The organism is Kitasatospora sp. NPDC023118, from assembly GCF_055560875.1.
In genome coordinates this window covers 1-16,034 of the sequence record NZ_JBVHHW010000034.1, presented here as the reverse complement: position 1 = coordinate 16,034, position 16,034 = coordinate 1, and the positions used below count along the sequence as shown (strand labels likewise).

The 16,034-nt window shown below is 70.8% G+C and carries 10 protein-coding genes; 9 read left to right on the top strand and 1 reads right to left on the bottom strand.

Features of this window, described 5'->3' with window-relative positions; all coding sequences use genetic code 11:
- Positions 1 to 324: 324 nt before the first annotated feature.
- On the bottom strand, positions 325 to 4,266 hold the full coding sequence (eccCa, locus tag ACZ3UD_RS31755) for a type VII secretion protein EccCa (protein WP_465595461.1): 3,942 nt from the start codon (positions 4,264 to 4,266) through the stop codon (positions 325 to 327).
- 343 nt (positions 4,267 to 4,609) lie between these two features.
- On the opposite strand from eccCa, the gene eccD reads away from it, so the two are divergent.
- The 9 genes from eccD to ACZ3UD_RS31710 all read left to right on the top strand — a co-directional run bounded on the left by eccD (position 4,610) and on the right by ACZ3UD_RS31710 (position 15,724).
- A complete protein-coding gene (eccD, locus tag ACZ3UD_RS31750) occupies positions 4,610 to 6,070 on the top strand; it encodes a type VII secretion integral membrane protein EccD (protein ID WP_465595458.1) in 1,461 nt (486 codons plus the stop codon).
- Between the two features lie 241 nt (positions 6,071 to 6,311).
- Positions 6,312 to 6,602, top strand: a complete 291-nt coding sequence (gene rpsO, locus ACZ3UD_RS31745) for a 30S ribosomal protein S15 (protein ID WP_465595455.1) — start codon at positions 6,312 to 6,314, stop codon at positions 6,600 to 6,602.
- A 457-nt stretch (positions 6,603 to 7,059) separates the two neighbouring features.
- Positions 7,060 to 9,267, top strand: a complete 2,208-nt coding sequence (locus ACZ3UD_RS31740; protein ID WP_465595452.1) for a polyribonucleotide nucleotidyltransferase — start codon at positions 7,060 to 7,062, stop codon at positions 9,265 to 9,267.
- 120 nt (positions 9,268 to 9,387) lie between these two features.
- On the top strand, positions 9,388 to 10,740 hold the full coding sequence (locus tag ACZ3UD_RS31735) for a M16 family metallopeptidase (protein ID WP_380614693.1): 1,353 nt from the start codon (positions 9,388 to 9,390) through the stop codon (positions 10,738 to 10,740).
- A gap of 55 nt (positions 10,741 to 10,795) precedes the next feature.
- The gene (gene dapB / locus ACZ3UD_RS31730; RefSeq protein WP_465595448.1) at positions 10,796 to 11,542 is read left to right on the top strand and encodes a 4-hydroxy-tetrahydrodipicolinate reductase; all 747 of its coding nucleotides are present in this window, start codon (positions 10,796 to 10,798) and stop codon (positions 11,540 to 11,542) included.
- 25 nt (positions 11,543 to 11,567) lie between these two features.
- On the top strand, positions 11,568 to 12,026 hold the full coding sequence (locus ACZ3UD_RS31725; RefSeq protein WP_465595444.1) for a hypothetical protein: 459 nt from the start codon (positions 11,568 to 11,570) through the stop codon (positions 12,024 to 12,026).
- Entirely contained in the window at positions 12,023 to 12,754 is a 732-nt protein-coding gene (gene thyX / locus ACZ3UD_RS31720) for an FAD-dependent thymidylate synthase (RefSeq protein ID WP_465595441.1), read from the top strand. The genes ACZ3UD_RS31725 and thyX overlap by 4 nt, the downstream gene beginning before the upstream one ends.
- A gap of 214 nt (positions 12,755 to 12,968) precedes the next feature.
- Positions 12,969 to 13,868, top strand: coding sequence for a 4-hydroxy-tetrahydrodipicolinate synthase (dapA, locus tag ACZ3UD_RS31715; RefSeq protein WP_465595438.1), 900 nt, complete (start codon positions 12,969 to 12,971; stop codon positions 13,866 to 13,868).
- Positions 13,869 to 14,038: 170 nt separating this feature from the next.
- Positions 14,039 to 15,724: a ribonuclease J gene (locus ACZ3UD_RS31710; protein ID WP_465595435.1), complete on the top strand. Its 1,686-nt coding sequence runs from the start codon at positions 14,039 to 14,041 to the stop codon at positions 15,722 to 15,724.
- Positions 15,725 to 16,034 lie beyond the last annotated feature (310 nt).

Genomic DNA, 16,034 nt, shown 5'->3' with positions numbered 1-16,034 from the left:
ATCCGTTGCGGTGAAGGGCATAAACATGCGATCTGATGATCACGTACGGTCATCGCGCGGTTTGTCCGACTTGTTACCTCGACCGCATCGAGGATGAATCGAAGGTGAACTTCGTATTGCAGGGCATCATTCGAAGGTAGCGATCCGGCTGTACGGCACTACGCCCAGGCGCCTCCAAACGGCGGCGCAACTTCCGGGCCGGGTACGGGAACCGCAGCCCCGTCCCGGAAAGATCTAGGTAACGTTTCAGCACCTGGGACGGCGAAGGGGTCGGACTCCCGGGAGTCCGACCCCTTCGATCACCGTCCGTGGCCGGCGGCGCGGTCACGCCACCGGCAGCCAGCCCGTCTGGACCATCTGTCCGTTGGTCGCGCGGCGTGACACGTAGACGCCTCGGCCCGGCGGCAGCGCCTGCGGCTTGACGGTGCCCAGCAGCGCGCCCTCGTCCCGGTTGCCGGAGAGGATCACGCCCTGCCCGCCCAGCTCGCGCATCCGCTGGATCACCGGCTCGTACAGCGACCGCCCGGCGCCGCCCGCGCTGCGGGCCACGATCACCCGCAGGCCGATGTCCCGGGCGAACGGCAGGAACTCGGCCAGCGGGGCCAGCGGGTTGCCCGAGCTGGTCGCGACCAGCTCGTAGTCGTCGACGATCACGAACATGTCCTTGCCGCTGTACCAGCTGCGGTTGCGCAGCTGCTCGGCGGTCACGTCCGGACCGGGCAGGCGGCGGGCGCATGCCCCGCGCAGCATGTCGACGATCGCCGACATGGCCGGCTGCGCCGCCGCGTACTCCACCAGGTACTCCGGCGGCACGGTGCCCAGCAGCGCGCGCCGGTAGTCGCCGACCACGATGCCCGCCTGCTCCGGCGTGTAGCGCTCGGTGATCTGCTTGATCAGCATGCGCAGCATCGCCGACTTCCCCGACTCGGTGTCGCCGAAGACGATGAACAGCGGGTCGGTCTCGAAGTTGACGAACACCGGCGCCAGCTCGGCCTCGTCCACGCCGAAGGAGATGCCGCGCTCCGGGTGCTCGGAGCCCATCGGCAGCGAGTTCCCGTCCAGCACGGCCGGCAGCATGCGCACCTGCGGGGCGCGCGGGCCGGTCCAGGCCCCGTCGACCGCGCTGACCAGGCCGGCCACGCCGTCCTGCAGGTCCTCCACCGAGGAGGAGCCGTCCAGGCGCGGCAGGCCGGACAGGAAGTGCAGCCGATCCGCGGTGACGCCGCGACCGGCCAGCGGCGGGACGTTCTGTGCCACCCGGCGGTCCACCTCGGACTCCATCGCGTCACCGAGCTTCAGCTCGATGCGGTTCTGCAGCAGGTCCTTCAGCGCCGGGCGGACCTCCGCGTAGCGGGTCGCGGTGATGATCAGGTGGACGCCGTAGCCGAGGCCGCGCTGGGCGATGTCGCCGATCACCGGCTCCAGCGCCTCGAACTCCTGCTTGAAGGTGTTCCAGCCGTCGATCACCAGGAAGACGTCGCCGAAGGCCTCGTCCGGCAGCTGACCGGCCGCCCGCCGGGCCCGGTAGGTCCCGATGGTGTCGATCCCGGTGCTCCGGAACAGCTCCTCGCGCCGGTTCATCACCCCGTGCACCTCGGAGACCATCCGGCGCACCTTGTCCACGTCCAGACGCCCGGCCACCCCGCCGACGTGCGGCAGCCCGGTCAGCGACTGGAAGCTGCCCGCGCCGAAGTCCAGCAGGTAGAACTGCACCTCGCGCGGGGTGTGGGTGACGCCGAAGGAGGCCACCGCGGTGCGCACCACGGTCGACTTGCCCGAGCGCGGGCCGCCCACGACCAGACCGTGGCCGGCCGCCCCCGCGTAGTCGACCTCCAGGATGTCGGTCTTCTGCTCGCGCGGCTTGTCCACGACGCCGATCGGCGTCCGCAGCCGGCCGCCCGGGTATCCCGGCGCGGTCAGCCCGCGCTCCGGGACGACCTGCAGCGGCGGCAGCAGGTGGTCGATGCTCGGCGCCTCGTCCAGTGGCGGCAGCCACACCTGGTGCGCGGCCGGGCCCTGGCCGGACATCCGCTGGACGAACACGTCCAGCACGGTGTCCACCAGCGCGTCGTCCTGCTCCGGTGCCTGCGGAGCCTCCTCCTCCACCGGGTCCGGCAGCTCCACGTAGGCCGCGGTGAACTCCACCGGGCGGGCGTTCACCCGGCGTCCGCCGGTCGACCGCTGCTGCCCCGGCGCCCGGTACGGCCCCGAGACGTACGCGGCCTTGAACCGGTCCATCACGTCCTCGCCGAACTTCAGGTAGCCGACACCCGGCACCGGCGGCAGGTGGTACGCGTCCGGCACCCCGATCGCCGCCCGCGACTCGGCCGCCGAGAAGGTGCGCAGACCGATCCGGTACGAGAGGTAGGTGTCCAGGCCGCGCAGCTTGCCCTCCTCCAGGCGCTGCGAGGCCAGCAGCAGGTGCACCCCCAGGGATCGGCCGATGCGGCCGATCTGGATGAACATCTCGATGAAGTCCGGCTTGGCGGTGAGGAGTTCGGAGAACTCGTCGATGATCAGCACCAGCGAGGGCAGCGGGTCCAGCGCCGCGCCGGCCGCCCGGGCCCGCTCGTACTCGTGGATATTGGCGTAGTTGCCGGAGCGGTGCAGCAGCTCCTGGCGGCGCTGCAGCTCGCCCTCGATCGCGTCGCGCATGCGGTCGACCAGGGTGAGCTCGCCCTCCAGGTTGGTGATCACCGCGGAGGTGTGCGGCATGTCCGCCATGCCGGAGAAGGTCGCGCCGCCCTTGAAGTCGGCGAGCACGAAGTTGAGCGTCTCCGAGGAGTGGGTCATCGCCAGTGCCAGCACCAGGGTGCGCAGCAGCTCCGACTTGCCGGAACCGGTCGCGCCGACGCACAGGCCGTGCGGACCCATGCCCTCCAGCGCGGCTTCCTTGATGTCCAGGTAGACGTGCTCGCCGTTGGCGCCGACGCCGATCGGCACCCGCAGCCGCTCGTGCTGGGGGCGGGAGCGCCAGCTGCGGCTCACGTCGAAGGAGCCCGGGTCGCCCGAGTTCATCATGTCGGTGAAGTCCAGGTTGGACAGCAGCGGTTCGTCGTCGCCGCCGGCCGAGATCCGGTACGGCGCCAACTGCCGCGCCAGCGCCTCGGACTGCCACACCGAGAGCAGGTCCGGCTTGCCGGTGTAGGTCGCGCCGGAGGCCGAACGCAGCACCAGCTCCTCGGAGTTGACCGTCACCATCAGGTGCCCGCTGGGCTCGTCCACCTCGCCCGGGACGACCTCGATGACGGTCACCCCCTGGACGCCCTCGGCACCGGCCAGCAGCGAGTCGTGCGGCACCCCGGCGCCGTCCATGACCACCACGATGTGCGGCTGGTCCGCCGCGGGCGCGGCGTCCCGGACGAAGCGCTGGCGGCCGGCCAGCTCGTCCTGCAGCAGGTACTCCAGGTCGCCCAGGTCGGTGGCGAACAGCCGGCGCGAGCCCGCGCCGTCGGCCTCCTTGCGGTGCTGGTTGTGCGGGAGCCACTTGGTCCAGCCCCACTCCTCGGCCGCGCCGGGCGCCACCGCGACCGCCACCAGCAGGTCGTCCGGCGAGTGCAGGGTGGTCAACTGGGCGATCATCGCGCGCACGTTGCCGTACACCGAGTCCGGATCCCCGCACACCGTGATGTGGTAGAAGGCCCGCAGCGACACCGCCAGCGGCAGGTCCAGCAGGGTGCCGTGCGCCTTCAGGAAGGAGTGCATCGCGGCCGCCGAGAGCGGCTCCAGCTCGTCCATCGGCGCGGTCTGCGGCGCCACCAGCGGGGTGGACAGCTGCACCGGCCCGAGGCCCACCCGGATCTGCGCGAAGTCCCCGTCCGAGGTCCGCCGCTCCCACAGCCGCCGGCCGTCCTCGACGATCGACCACAGCTGGTCCGGCGCCGGGTTCAGGAACAGCAGCGCGCCGCGCTGGCTCTCCGCGGTGCGGCGCACCTGGCGGCGCGTCTGCTGCAGGTACTTGAGGTAGTCGCGCCGCTCGTCCGCCATCGCGGTCGAACCGCCCTTGCGGGCCCGCACGATCTGGGCCAGCACCATGCCGACCGTCGAGGCGATCATCAGACCGCCCATGATCTTCATCGGGGCGGCCGCACCGGGCGAGAAGAAGAACACCGCCGAGCCGCCCATGCCGAGCATCGGCAGGATGCTCATCAGCCAGTCCTCGCCGCCCTGCCGGGGCAGCTCGGGCGGAGTCACCAGCTCCACCGGCTCGTCCGGCACGGTCGGCGGGTACGCCCTGGCCGGTCGCTTGACCGTGATCACACCCATGTGTCATCCACCCCGCGGCGTCGATCGATCACTTCGGCATCAGCCCTCACGCGACTGCGTACGGCCCGTACGGGACGGTTGTGGCTGAGGACGCCCCACACAGCGCAGCCCCCGTACTACCTTGCGCAGGCGCCGATCCTACATAGCGGCGTGTTCCGGCCCCGGCCGCCCCCGCACCGCCCGCCGCCCCGCACCGGCGCCGGGCGCGAACCGAACGGGTAGGGTAACGCCGCGCCAACTCGCGGCCCGGCCGGGCCGGTTCCACAGCCACACCGCGCGCAGCCGTGCCGCGGCACCGTCAACAAGGGGGAGCGCCAGTGCGTCGAAGGATCGAGGTGCAGCCATGACTTCCGCGGCTGCCACCGGTTACTGCCGGGTGACCGTCGTCGCCCCCGATCGCAAGATCGACGTCGCCCTGCCCGAGGACGTCCCGCTCGCGGACGTCTACCCCGAGGTGCTGCGGCTGGCCAAGCAGAGCCAGCCCGAGGGCGCCCCCACCGGCTTCCACCTGGTCCGCCGCGACGGCACGGTGCTCGACAGCAGCCTGCCGCTGTCCGCCCAGCAGGTCCGCGACGGCGACCTGCTCGCGTTGCGCCCCTTCGCCGAGTCCCTCCCGCCGGCCGTCTACGACGACGTCGCCGACGCCATCGCCGGCGCCGTCGAGGCCGACCGCCGGTTCTGGACCGTCGACCTGATGCGCGGCTTCGGCCTGATCGGCGCCGGGGTGCTGCTCACCCTGCTCGGCTTCGCTCTCTGGTTCTCCGACCTGCGCCACGACATGCACGGCCTGCCCGGCATCCTGGCCGGCGTCACCGCCGTCGTGCTCACCGCGCTCGCCGGGGTGCGCGCCCGGGTCTACCAGGACGCCCACTCCGCCCTCGCGCTCGGCCTCGGCGCCCTGCCGCACGCCATGATCGGCGGCAGCGGCATCCTCGCCGTCGCCCACAAGTGGGACGGCCCCGGCCGGCTCCAGTTCCTGACCGGCTGCGTCGCCGTCCTGGTGGTCGCCGTGCTGCTGGCCGGACTGCTGCCCGAGAAGGACGCGGTGTTCGTCGCCGCCGCCTTCGTCGCCACCGCAGGCTCGCTCGCCACCTTCACCGCCGTGCTGATGCCCGGCACCCCGGCCGGGAACATCGCCGCCGTCACCGGCGTCGCCGCCGTGGCCGCGGTCGGCTTCCTGCCCAGCCTCTCCGCCCGCTTCGCCCGGCTGCCGGTCGGCTTCAGCGCCCCCGGCCAGACCCGCACCCGCAGCCGCGACTACGACGAGGAGGCCGAGCGCGCCGAGGCCGTCCAGTACGAGAAGATCGCCCACCAGGCGCGCCGCGGCCACGAGGTGCTGGTCGGCCTGGTCGGCGGCTGCGCCGCGGTGGTGGTCGGCGCCTGCGCGGTCCTCGCCTTCACCGACCGGACCTTCCCCGAGCTGCTCGCGCTGGCCCTGGGCATCGCCACCATGCTGCGCGCCCGGCTGTTCCGCTACACCGCGCAGGTCCTCAGCCTCACCGTCGCCGGCCTGCTGGGCCTGTGCCTGCTGATCGTCGGGCTGTCCCTGCACACCCCCCAGTTCTTCCTGCGCGCGGTCGGCTCCACCACCGAGCTCGACCTGCGCACCATCTGGCTGGCCGCCTCCATCGCCTTCGGCGCCGCGCTGCTCACCGCGATCGCCCTGGTGGTGCCCAGGCTCGGCGTCTCCCCGTTCTGGGGGCGCATCCTGGACCTGGTCGACAGCCTCACCCTGATGTCCCTGGTGCCGCTGGCGCTCGCCGTCCTGAACATCTACCGGCTGGTCCGCGGGGCCACCGGCTGACCCGGTCGCCCGTCGCCACCCTTCTCGGGAAGCGCTCCGCTACCCCTCGTGAGGCCCGCTGGCCAGCCGGGTGGGCGGCACTGGTAAGCTTGGCCTCCGAGCGCAGCCGTGTGTCCGCCCCCGGTGGGTCGCCCAGCGACAAATCCGGAGGGGGCCGGCCGCGCTCCGACACGACACCGAGTTCTCGCAGAGTCCTGTGTTGTCGACCAGGACCGCTCGGTAAGACCTTGAAGGAGTTGCAGTGGCTCTCGCCTCTGACGTCAAGAAGCAGATCATGGCCGAGTTCGGCACCAAGGAGGGCGACACCGGCTCCCCCGAGGTCCAGGTGGCCATGCTGTCCCGTCGCATCGCGGACCTGACCGAGCACCTCAAGTCCCACAAGCACGACCACCACTCGCGTCGTGGCCTGCTGATCCTGGTCGGCCAGCGCCGTCGCCTGCTGCAGTACCTGGCCAAGAAGGACATCGAGCGTTTCCGTACGCTCGTCGACCGCCTGGGCATCCGCCGCGGTGCCGCCGGCGGCGCCCGCTGAGAACGCCGCTCGGGGCGGCTCCCCACACCGGGGAGCCGCCCCTCGCGCGTATGCCGCGGTGGTTGAACCGCGGCACCCGGACATAACAACTCGCGCGCACCTCCCCAGGTGGCCGAGGATTGCACCGTAGGGTTGTGGGCATGCCGGGTGATGGCGCACCAGCGCGCCACCCAGGCAGAAAGACCCGAAACCCCCGCGGGACGAAGGCTTCAAACGGAAGCCGCCCGCATCCGAGAGAGCGTCCAGACGCGAACCGCCCGTCCCGGCCCGGCAGCCGTGAGGCGCCGGTCCTCGGTAGTGGCCCCCGGAACCCCCGCAGCCGAGCGGGGCACGCCGGAGGCTTCGATCGAAGACCGGCCCGACTGCCGCCCTCCCTGGCGGGAGGGCCCCAGGGCCAAACGCAAGGCAGTGCGCGGGGGCGCTCTCCCGGAGACGTACGAAAGAGGAGATCTTCCAGGTGGAAGAGAACGTGTTCTACGCCGAGGCCGTGATCGACAACGGTTCCTTCGGCACCCGTACCATCCGCTTCGAGACCGGCCGTCTGGCCCGTCAGGCCGCCGGCTCCGCCGTGGCCTACCTGGACGACGACACCATGGTGCTGTCGGCCACCAGCGCGTCCAAGCAGCCGAAGGAGCACTTCGACTTCTTCCCGCTGACCGTGGACGTCGAGGAGCGGATGTACGCCGCCGGCCGCATCCCCGGCTCGTTCTTCCGTCGCGAGGGCCGGCCCTCCGAGGATGCGATCCTCACCTGCCGCCTGATCGACCGCCCGCTGCGCCCGTCCTTCGTCAAGGGCCTGCGCAACGAGGTCCAGGTCGTCTGCACCGTGATGGCGCTCAACCCCGACCACCTGTACGACGTGGTCGCCATCAACGCCGCCTCCGCCTCCACCCAGCTGGCGGGCCTGCCGTTCTCCGGCCCGATCGGCGGCGTGCGCGTCGCGCTGATCAAGGGCCAGTGGGTCGCCTTCCCGACCCACAGCGAGCTGGAGTCGGCCGTCTTCGACATGGTCGTCGCCGGTCGCGTCCTGCCGGACGGCGACGTCGCGATCATGATGGTCGAGGCCGAGGCCACCGACAAGACCATCAAGCTGGTCGAGGGCGGCGCCGAGGCGCCGACCGAGGAGGTCGTGGCCGCCGGTCTCGAGGCGGCCAAGCCGTTCATCAAGGTGCTGTGCGCCGCGCAGTCGCAGCTGGCCGCCCAGGCCGCCAAGCCGACCGCCGAGTTCCCGGTCTTCCTGGACTACCAGGACGACGTCCTCGCCGCGCTGACCGCCGCCGTCAAGGACGAGCTGGCCCAGGCCCTCACCATCCCGGGCAAGCAGGAGCGCAACAACGAGCTGGACCGCGTCAAGGCGGTTGCGGCCGAGAAGCTGCTCCCCGAGTTCGAGGGGCGCGAGAAGGAGATCAGCGCCGCCTACAACGCGCTGACCAAGAAGATCGTCCGCGAGCGCGTCATCACGGACAAGATCCGCATCGACGGCCGCGGCGTCACCGACATCCGCACCCTGGCCGCCGAGGTCGAGGCCATCCCGCGCGTCCACGGCTCGGCCCTGTTCGAGCGCGGCGAGACCCAGATCCTGGGTGTCACCACGCTGAACATGCTGCGCATGGAGCAGCAGCTGGACACGCTCTCCCCGGAGACGCGTCGCCGCTACATGCACAACTACAACTTCCCGCCGTACTCGGTCGGCGAGACCGGCCGCGTGGGCTCGCCGAAGCGCCGCGAGATCGGCCACGGCGCCCTGGCCGAGCGGGCCATCCTGCCGGTGCTGCCCACCCGCGAGGAGTTCCCGTACGCCATCCGCCAGGTCTCCGAGGCGCTCGGCTCCAACGGCTCCACCTCGATGGGCTCGGTCTGCGCCTCGACCATGTCGCTGCTGAACGCCGGTGTGCCGCTGAAGGCCGCCGTCGCCGGCATCGCCATGGGCCTGATCTCCCAGGAGATCGACGGTGAGACCCACTACGTCGCGCTGACCGACATCCTGGGTGCCGAGGACGCGTACGGCGACATGGACTTCAAGGTCGCCGGTACCCGCAACTTCATCACCGCGCTGCAGCTGGACACCAAGCTCAACGGCATCCCGGCCTCGGTGCTGGCCGCCGCGCTGAAGCAGGCCCGCGACGCCCGCATGCACATCCTCGACGTGATGAACGAGGCCATCGACTCCCCGGACGAGATGTCCCCGAACGCGCCGCGCATCATCACCATCAAGATCCCGGTGGACAAGATCGGTGAGGTCATCGGCCCCAAGGGCAAGATGATCAACCAGATCCAGGAGGACACCGGCGCCGAGATCACGATCGAGGACGACGGCACCATCTACATCGGTGCCGCCGACGGCCCGGCCGCCGAGGCCGCCCGCACCACGATCAACCAGATCGCCAACCCGACCATGCCGGAGGTCGGCGAGCGCTACCTGGGCACCGTGGTCAAGACCACGACGTTCGGCGCGTTCGTCTCGCTCATGCCGGGCAAGGACGGCCTGCTGCACATCTCGCAGATCCGCAAGCTGGCCGGCGGCAAGCGCGTGGAGAACGTCGAGGACGTCCTCGGCGTCGGCGCCAAGGTGCAGGTCGAGATCGCCGAGATCGACCCGCGCGGCAAGCTCTCCCTGATCCCGGTCGTCGAGGGCGAGGAGGGCGGCGAGGCCGCTTCCGAGTGAAGCGCCGCTAGCTGACCCCTTGCGGCCCGTACGCCTCGCGGCGTGCGGGCCGCACCCTGTTGTCCACGCGTTCGTCCGTACGTGCCTTTTCCACGTGCGTTTTGTCTGGAGGTACCCCCCGTGGCCCAGGCCCCGGCGGTAAAGCAGCGACCCGGCACCACCCGGACCCTGCTCAAGGGCGTCGACGGCGCCGGCACGGTGCGCCGCACCGTGCTGCCCGGCGGCCTGCGGGTCGTCACCGAGACCCTGCCGACGGTGCGCTCCGCGACCTTCGGCATCTGGGTCGGCGTCGGCTCGCGGGACGAGACCCCGCAGCTCAACGGCGCCACCCACTACCTGGAGCACCTGCTCTTCAAGGGCACCGAGCGGCGCAGCGCGCTGGACATCTCGGCCGCCCTGGACGCGGTCGGCGGCGAGATGAACGCCTTCACCGCGAAGGAGAACACCTGCTACTACGCCAGGGTCCTGGACACCGACCTGCCGCTGGCCATCGACGTGGTCTGCGACATGCTCACCGGCTCGCTGATCCGCACCGAGGACGTGGAGGCCGAGCGCGGCGTCATCCTGGAAGAGATGGCGATGGCCGAGGACGACCCGGGTGACGTGGTCCACGACCTGTTCGCCAAGGTGATCTACGGCAGCGGCCCGCTCGGCCGCCCGATCCTCGGCACCCAGGAGACCATCAAGGCGCTCACCCGGGACCAGGTCGCCGGCTTCTACCACCGCCGCTACCGCCCGGAGCACCTGGTCGTCGCCGCGGCCGGCAACCTGGACCACCGCAAGGTGGTCAAGCAGGTCGAGCAGGCCTTCGCCCCGGTGCTGGCCCGCTCCACCGCCGCCCCCGCCGAGGCCCGCCGCGGCGTCAAGGCACTGCGCACGGCCGGCCGGGTCGAGGTGCTCAACCGCTCCACCGAGCAGGCCCACCTGGTGCTGGGCGTGCCCGGGGTGCCCCGGCACGACGAGCGCCGCTGGGCGATGGGCGTGCTCAACGCGGCCCTGGGCGGCGGGATGAGCTCCCGGCTGTTCCAGGAGGTCCGGGAGAAGCGCGGGCTGGCGTACTCGGTCTACTCGTACTCCTCCTCGTACGCGGACAGCGGCCTGTTCGGCATCTACGCCGGCTGCCAGCCCAAGCGGGTCGAGGAGGTGCTGCGGATCTGCCGCGCCGAGCTGGCCAAGGTGGTCGCCGAGGGCATCACCGAGGAGGAGCTGCACCGCGCGATCGGCCAGATCTCCGGCTCCACCGTGCTCGGCATGGAGGACACCGGGTCGCTGATGAACCGGATCGGCAAGGCCGAGCTCAGCTACGGGCACCACCTGTCGGTGGACGACATGCTCGAGCGGATCGCGGCCGTGACCCTGGACGACGTCCACGCGGTGGCCCGTGATGTGCTGGGCGCGTACCGGCCGTCGCTGGCGCTGATCGGCCCGGTCAACGACAAGCGGGCCGCCAAGCTCGCCGATCTGCTGGTCTGAGATTGCCCGGTCTGAGGTTGTCCGGTCTGAGTTTGCTGGTGAGAGGACTTTCGCTATGACGCTGCGTGTCGCCGTGATCGGCGCCAAGGGCCGGATCGGCTCCGAGGCGGTCAAGGCCGTCGAGGCCGCGCCGGACCTGGAGCTGGTGGCCACCCTCGGCCGCGATTCCAAGCTGGAGGAGCTGACCGGGGCCGGGGCCCAGGTCGTCGTCGAGCTGACCCACCCGGACTCGGCGATGGGCAACCTCGACTACTGCCTGCACCACGGCATCCACGTGGTCACCGGCACCACCGGCTGGACGGACGAGCGGCTCGCCACCGTCCGCGGCTGGCTCGACCAGGCCCCGGAGCTCGGTCTGCTGATCGCGCCGAACTTCTCCATCGGCGCGATCCTCGGCATGAAGTTCTCCCAGATCGCCGCCCGGTACTTCGAGTCGGTCGAGGTGGTCGAGCTGCACCACGACCGCAAGGCCGACGCCCCCAGCGGCACCGCCACCCGCACCGCCCAGCTGATCGCGGCCGCCCGCGCCGAGGCCGGCCGCCCCCGGCAGCAGGACCCGACCACCCACAGCCTGCCCGGCGCCCGCGGTGCCGACGTGGACGGGGTGCCGGTGCACGCCGTACGGCTGCGCGGCCTGCTCGCCCACCAGCAGGTGATGTTCGGCGACACCGGCGAGACGCTCACCATCCGGCACGACTCGCTGCACCACAGCAGTTTCATGCCGGGCATCCTGCTGGGCGTGCGCAAGGTCGTCGGGACGCCGGGGCTGACCTTCGGCCTCGAACACTTCCTGGACCTGTGACCGTGCTCATTCCTGGGAGAGTGACATGACCTCTCGTACCGGTTTCTTCGTCCTGTCCGGCGTGCTGCTGGTGGTCGCCCTGCTCTGCGTGGGGGAGGGCGTCCAGCTGATCGCCACCGGAAAGCCGCTCGGCATCGGCATCGGCCTCTGTGCTTTCGTCATCCCGGCGATCGGCGTCTGGTTCCTGCGCCAGACCGTCCGCTTCGGCCGGGCCAGCGAGCAGCTCGCCCACGAACTGGAGGCCGAGGGCGGCCTGCCGGTGGACGAGCTGAAGCGCACCACCGGCGGGCGGATCGACCGGGCCTCGGCCGACGCGGTGTTCGCCCGCCGCCAGGCCGAGGCGGAGGCCGCGCCCGGCGACTGGCGGGTCTGGTTCCGCCTCGCCGTGGCGTACGCCGACGCCGGCGACACCCCGCGCGCCCGTAAGACCATGCAGCACGCCATCGAGCTGCACAGCACCGAACCCGCAAGGAGCAACGCGTGAGCGACGAACCGACGGCCCCCAGCTTCCGCAGCGACGTGACGGTGGAGCTGGTCCGCAGCGCCGCCGCCGACTCGGACGTCATCTGGGCGGCCCGGGTCTCGACCGCGGGCGAGCAGTCCCTGGAGGCGCTCCAGCAGGACCCGGAGAAGTCCAAGGGCCTGATCAACTTCCTGATGCGGGACCGGCACGGCACGCCCTTCGAGCACAACTCGATGACCTTCTTCATCAGCGCGCCGATCTTCGTGTTCCGCGAGTTCCACCGCCACCGCAGCGGCTGGTCGTACAACGAGGAGTCCGGCCGCTACCGCGAGCTGCAGCCGGTCTTCTACGTCCCCGGCGAGGACCGGATGCTGGTCCAGCAGGGCCGCCCCGGCAAGTACGAGTTCACCGAGGGCACCCCGGAGCAGCACAGGACCACGACCGAGGCGATGGAGGCCGCGTACCGCGAGTCCTACGCGCGCTACCAGGAGATGCTGGCGGCGGGCGTGGCCCGGGAGGTGGCCCGCGCGGTGCTGCCGGTCGGCCTGTTCTCCTCGATGTACGCGACCTGCAACTCGCGCTCGCTGATGCACTTCCTCTCGCTGCGCACCAGGCGGGAGAACTCGGCGGTGCCGTCGTTCCCGCAGCGCGAGATCGAGATGGTCGCCGAGCAGATGGAGCAGCAGTGGGCCCAGCTCATGCCGCTCACCCATGCGGCCTTCGAGAAGCACGGTCGAGTCGCCCCCTGACCTGGGACGACAGGCATACGGGCAGAGTGCGTGGCATGTCTGGATTGCGGCTTTTCTAGCCGCTCCCTAGATTCGTGACCACGGATTCCGGTGCTGTCTGAACCCCCGAGCGGGCAGCACCGGGATCCCATTTCCTGCCCCTGACCTGCTACACCTGTCCGAACCCTGGACCGGCATGGGTACCGTCCCACCGCCTACGAGTAGTTTTGGACCCATGGCTCCGACCTCCACCCCCCAGACGCCGTTCGGCCGGGTGCTGACCGCGATGGTCACCCCGTTCACCGCCGACGGCGGACTCGACCTCGACGGCGCCCAGCGCCTCGCCACGCACCTCGTCGACTCCGGGAACGACGGCCTCGTCGTCAACGGCACCACCGGTGAGTCCCCGACCACCAGCGACGCCGAGAAGGCCCAGCTCGTCCGCGCCGTGGTGGAGGCGGTCGGGGACCGGGCGCACGTGGTGGCCGGCGTCGGCACCAACGACACGCACCACAGCGTCGAGCTGGCCCGCCAGGGCGAGGCCGCCGGGGCGCACGGCCTGCTGGTGGTCACGCCGTACTACAACAAGCCCCCGCAGGAGGGCCTGTACCGGCACTTCACGCAGGTCGCCGACGCCACGAGCCTGCCGGTCATGGCGTACGACATCCCGGGCCGCAGCGGGGTCGCGCTGAGCCACGAGACGCTGGTCCGGCTCGGCGAGCACCCGCGGATCGTCGCCAACAAGGACGCCAAGGGCGACCTCGGCGCCGCGGCCTGGGCGATCGCCCGCTCCGACCTCGCCTGGTACTCCGGCGACGACATCCTCAACCTGCCGCTGCTGTCGGTCGGAGCCGTCGGCGTGGTCAGCGTCGTCGGGCACGTGGTGGCCGGTGAGCTGAGGACGATGATCGAGGCCTACCTGGCGGGTGATGTGGCGAAGGCCACCGCGATCCACCAGGGCCTGCTGCCCGTGTTCACGGGTATGTTCCGCACCCAGGGCGTGATCCTCGCCAAGGCCGCGCTGGGGCTCCAGGGCCTGCCGGCCGGCCCGCTGCGGCTGCCGCTGGTCGGCGCGACGCCCGAGGAGATCGACCGATTGAAGCAGGATCTCGCCGCCGGCGGGGTACACCTGTAGCAGACACAGACGTGCGCGCCCCGGCTCGCCGGACCCTCACGGGACCGCCGCTGGACCGGACCGAAGGCGCGAGAGCACCGACCCAGTAGGAAAACGACACTGAGTACGCACGCCATATGTCTCCAGGGGGAGGACCCCGGGCATATGGCGTGCGTCGTGAGGAGAGTCTTTTGAGCCACCCGCACCCCGAACTCGGCGCGCCCCCGGCCCTGAAGGAGGGCGCCCTCCGCATCACTCCGCTCGGCGGCCTCGGCGAGATCGGCCGCAACATGACGGTCTTCGAATACGGGGACCGCATCCTGATCGTCGACTGCGGCGTCCTCTTCCCCGAGGACGAGCAGCCCGGCGTCGACCTGATCCTCCCGGACTTCAGCTACATCCGGGACCGCCTCGACAAGGTCGACGGCATCGTCCTCACCCACGGGCACGAGGACCACATCGGCGCCGTCCCCTTCCTCCTCCGGGAGAACCCGGACATCCCGCTGATCGGTTCGAAGCTGACCCTGGCGCTGATCGAGGCCAAGCTCGCCGAGCACCGCATCCGGCCGTACGTGCTGGAGGTCAAGGAGGGCGAGCGCGAGCGCATCGGCCCCTTCGACTGCGAGTTCATCGCGGTCAACCACTCCATTCCGGACGCCCTCGCCGTGGCCGTCCGCACCCCCGCCGGCATGGTCGTGGCCACCGGCGACTTCAAGATGGACCAGCTGCCGCTGGACGGCCGCCTCACCGACCTGCCGACCTTCGCCAAGCTGGCGGAGGAGGGCCTGGACCTGCTGCTGGTGGACTCCACCAACGCCGAGGTCCCCGGCTTCATCCCGCACGAGCGTGACATCTCGGCGGCGCTGCGGAACGTTTTCGCGAACGCCGATCGGCGCATCATCGTCGCCTCCTTCGCCAGCCACGTGCACCGCATCCAGCAGGTGCTGGACGCCGCCCACGAGTACGGTCGCAAGGTCGCCTTCGTCGGCCGCTCGATGGTCCGCAACATGGGCATCGCCCGCGACCTCGGCTACCTGAAGGTCCCCGGCAACCTGATCGTGGACGTCAAGCAGCTGGACGACCTCCCGGAGAAGGAGGTCGTGCTCATCTGCACCGGCTCACAGGGCGAGCCCATGGCGGCGCTCTCCCGGATGGCCAACCGCGACCACCAGATCCGCATCGTCGAGGGCGACACCGTCGTCCTGGCGTCCTCGCTCATCCCGGGCAACGAGAACGCCGTGTACCGCGTGATCAACGGCCTGACCCGCTGGGGCGCCAAGGTCGTGCACAAGGGCAACGCCAAGGTGCACGTCTCCGGCCACGCCTCGGCCGGCGAGCTGCTCTACTTCTTCAACATCTGCAAGCCGCGCAACCTGATGCCGGTCCACGGTGAGTGGCGCCACCTGCGGGCCGCCGCCGAGCTGGGCATCGCCACCGGTGTGCCGCGCAACCGCGTGGTCATCGCCGAGGACGGAGTCTGCGTCGACCTGGAGAAGGGGGTCGCCCGGATCGTCGGCAAGGTGCAGGCCGGCTACGTCTACGTGGACGGTGCCTCGGTCGGCGACATCACCGAGGCCTCGCTCAAGGACCGCAAGATCCTCGGCGAGGAGGGCTTCATCTCGGTCTTCGTCGCGGTCGACTCGACCAACGGCAAGATCATCGGCGGTCCGACCATCCAGGCCCGCGGCTCCGGCATCGAGGACAACGCCTTCGTGCCGGTGGTCTCCAAGCTTCAGGAGGCCCTGGACCGCTCGGCCAGCGACGGCGTGCTGGAGCCCCGCCAGGTGCAGCAGCTGGTCCGCCGGACCATCGGCAAGTGGGTCGCGGACAACTACCGCCGCCGGCCGATGATCCTGCCGGTCGTCGTCGAGGTCTGAGCCTCCTCCGACCCGCTGAGGCTGGTTTGACGTGGGGCGACCCGGTGCGTAATGTTCTCCGGGTTGCCCCACGGGACGAGCCCCAAGGAAGTCCTCGAATCTGAATTCGAGAACGGCCGGGAAAACGGACCGAGAAACTCTGGTAGAGTTCGGGAGCGCCGAAAGGCGAAAGCCAAGTCGGATGAATGAAACTCCGGAAAACGGAGCGGAAAACATCTGATAAGCTGGAAACACGAAAGAACGAAGCGCCCGGAGGGCCTGCTGGAAGGCGGTCCGAAGGAAGCGTCCGTTCCTTGAGAACTCAACAGCG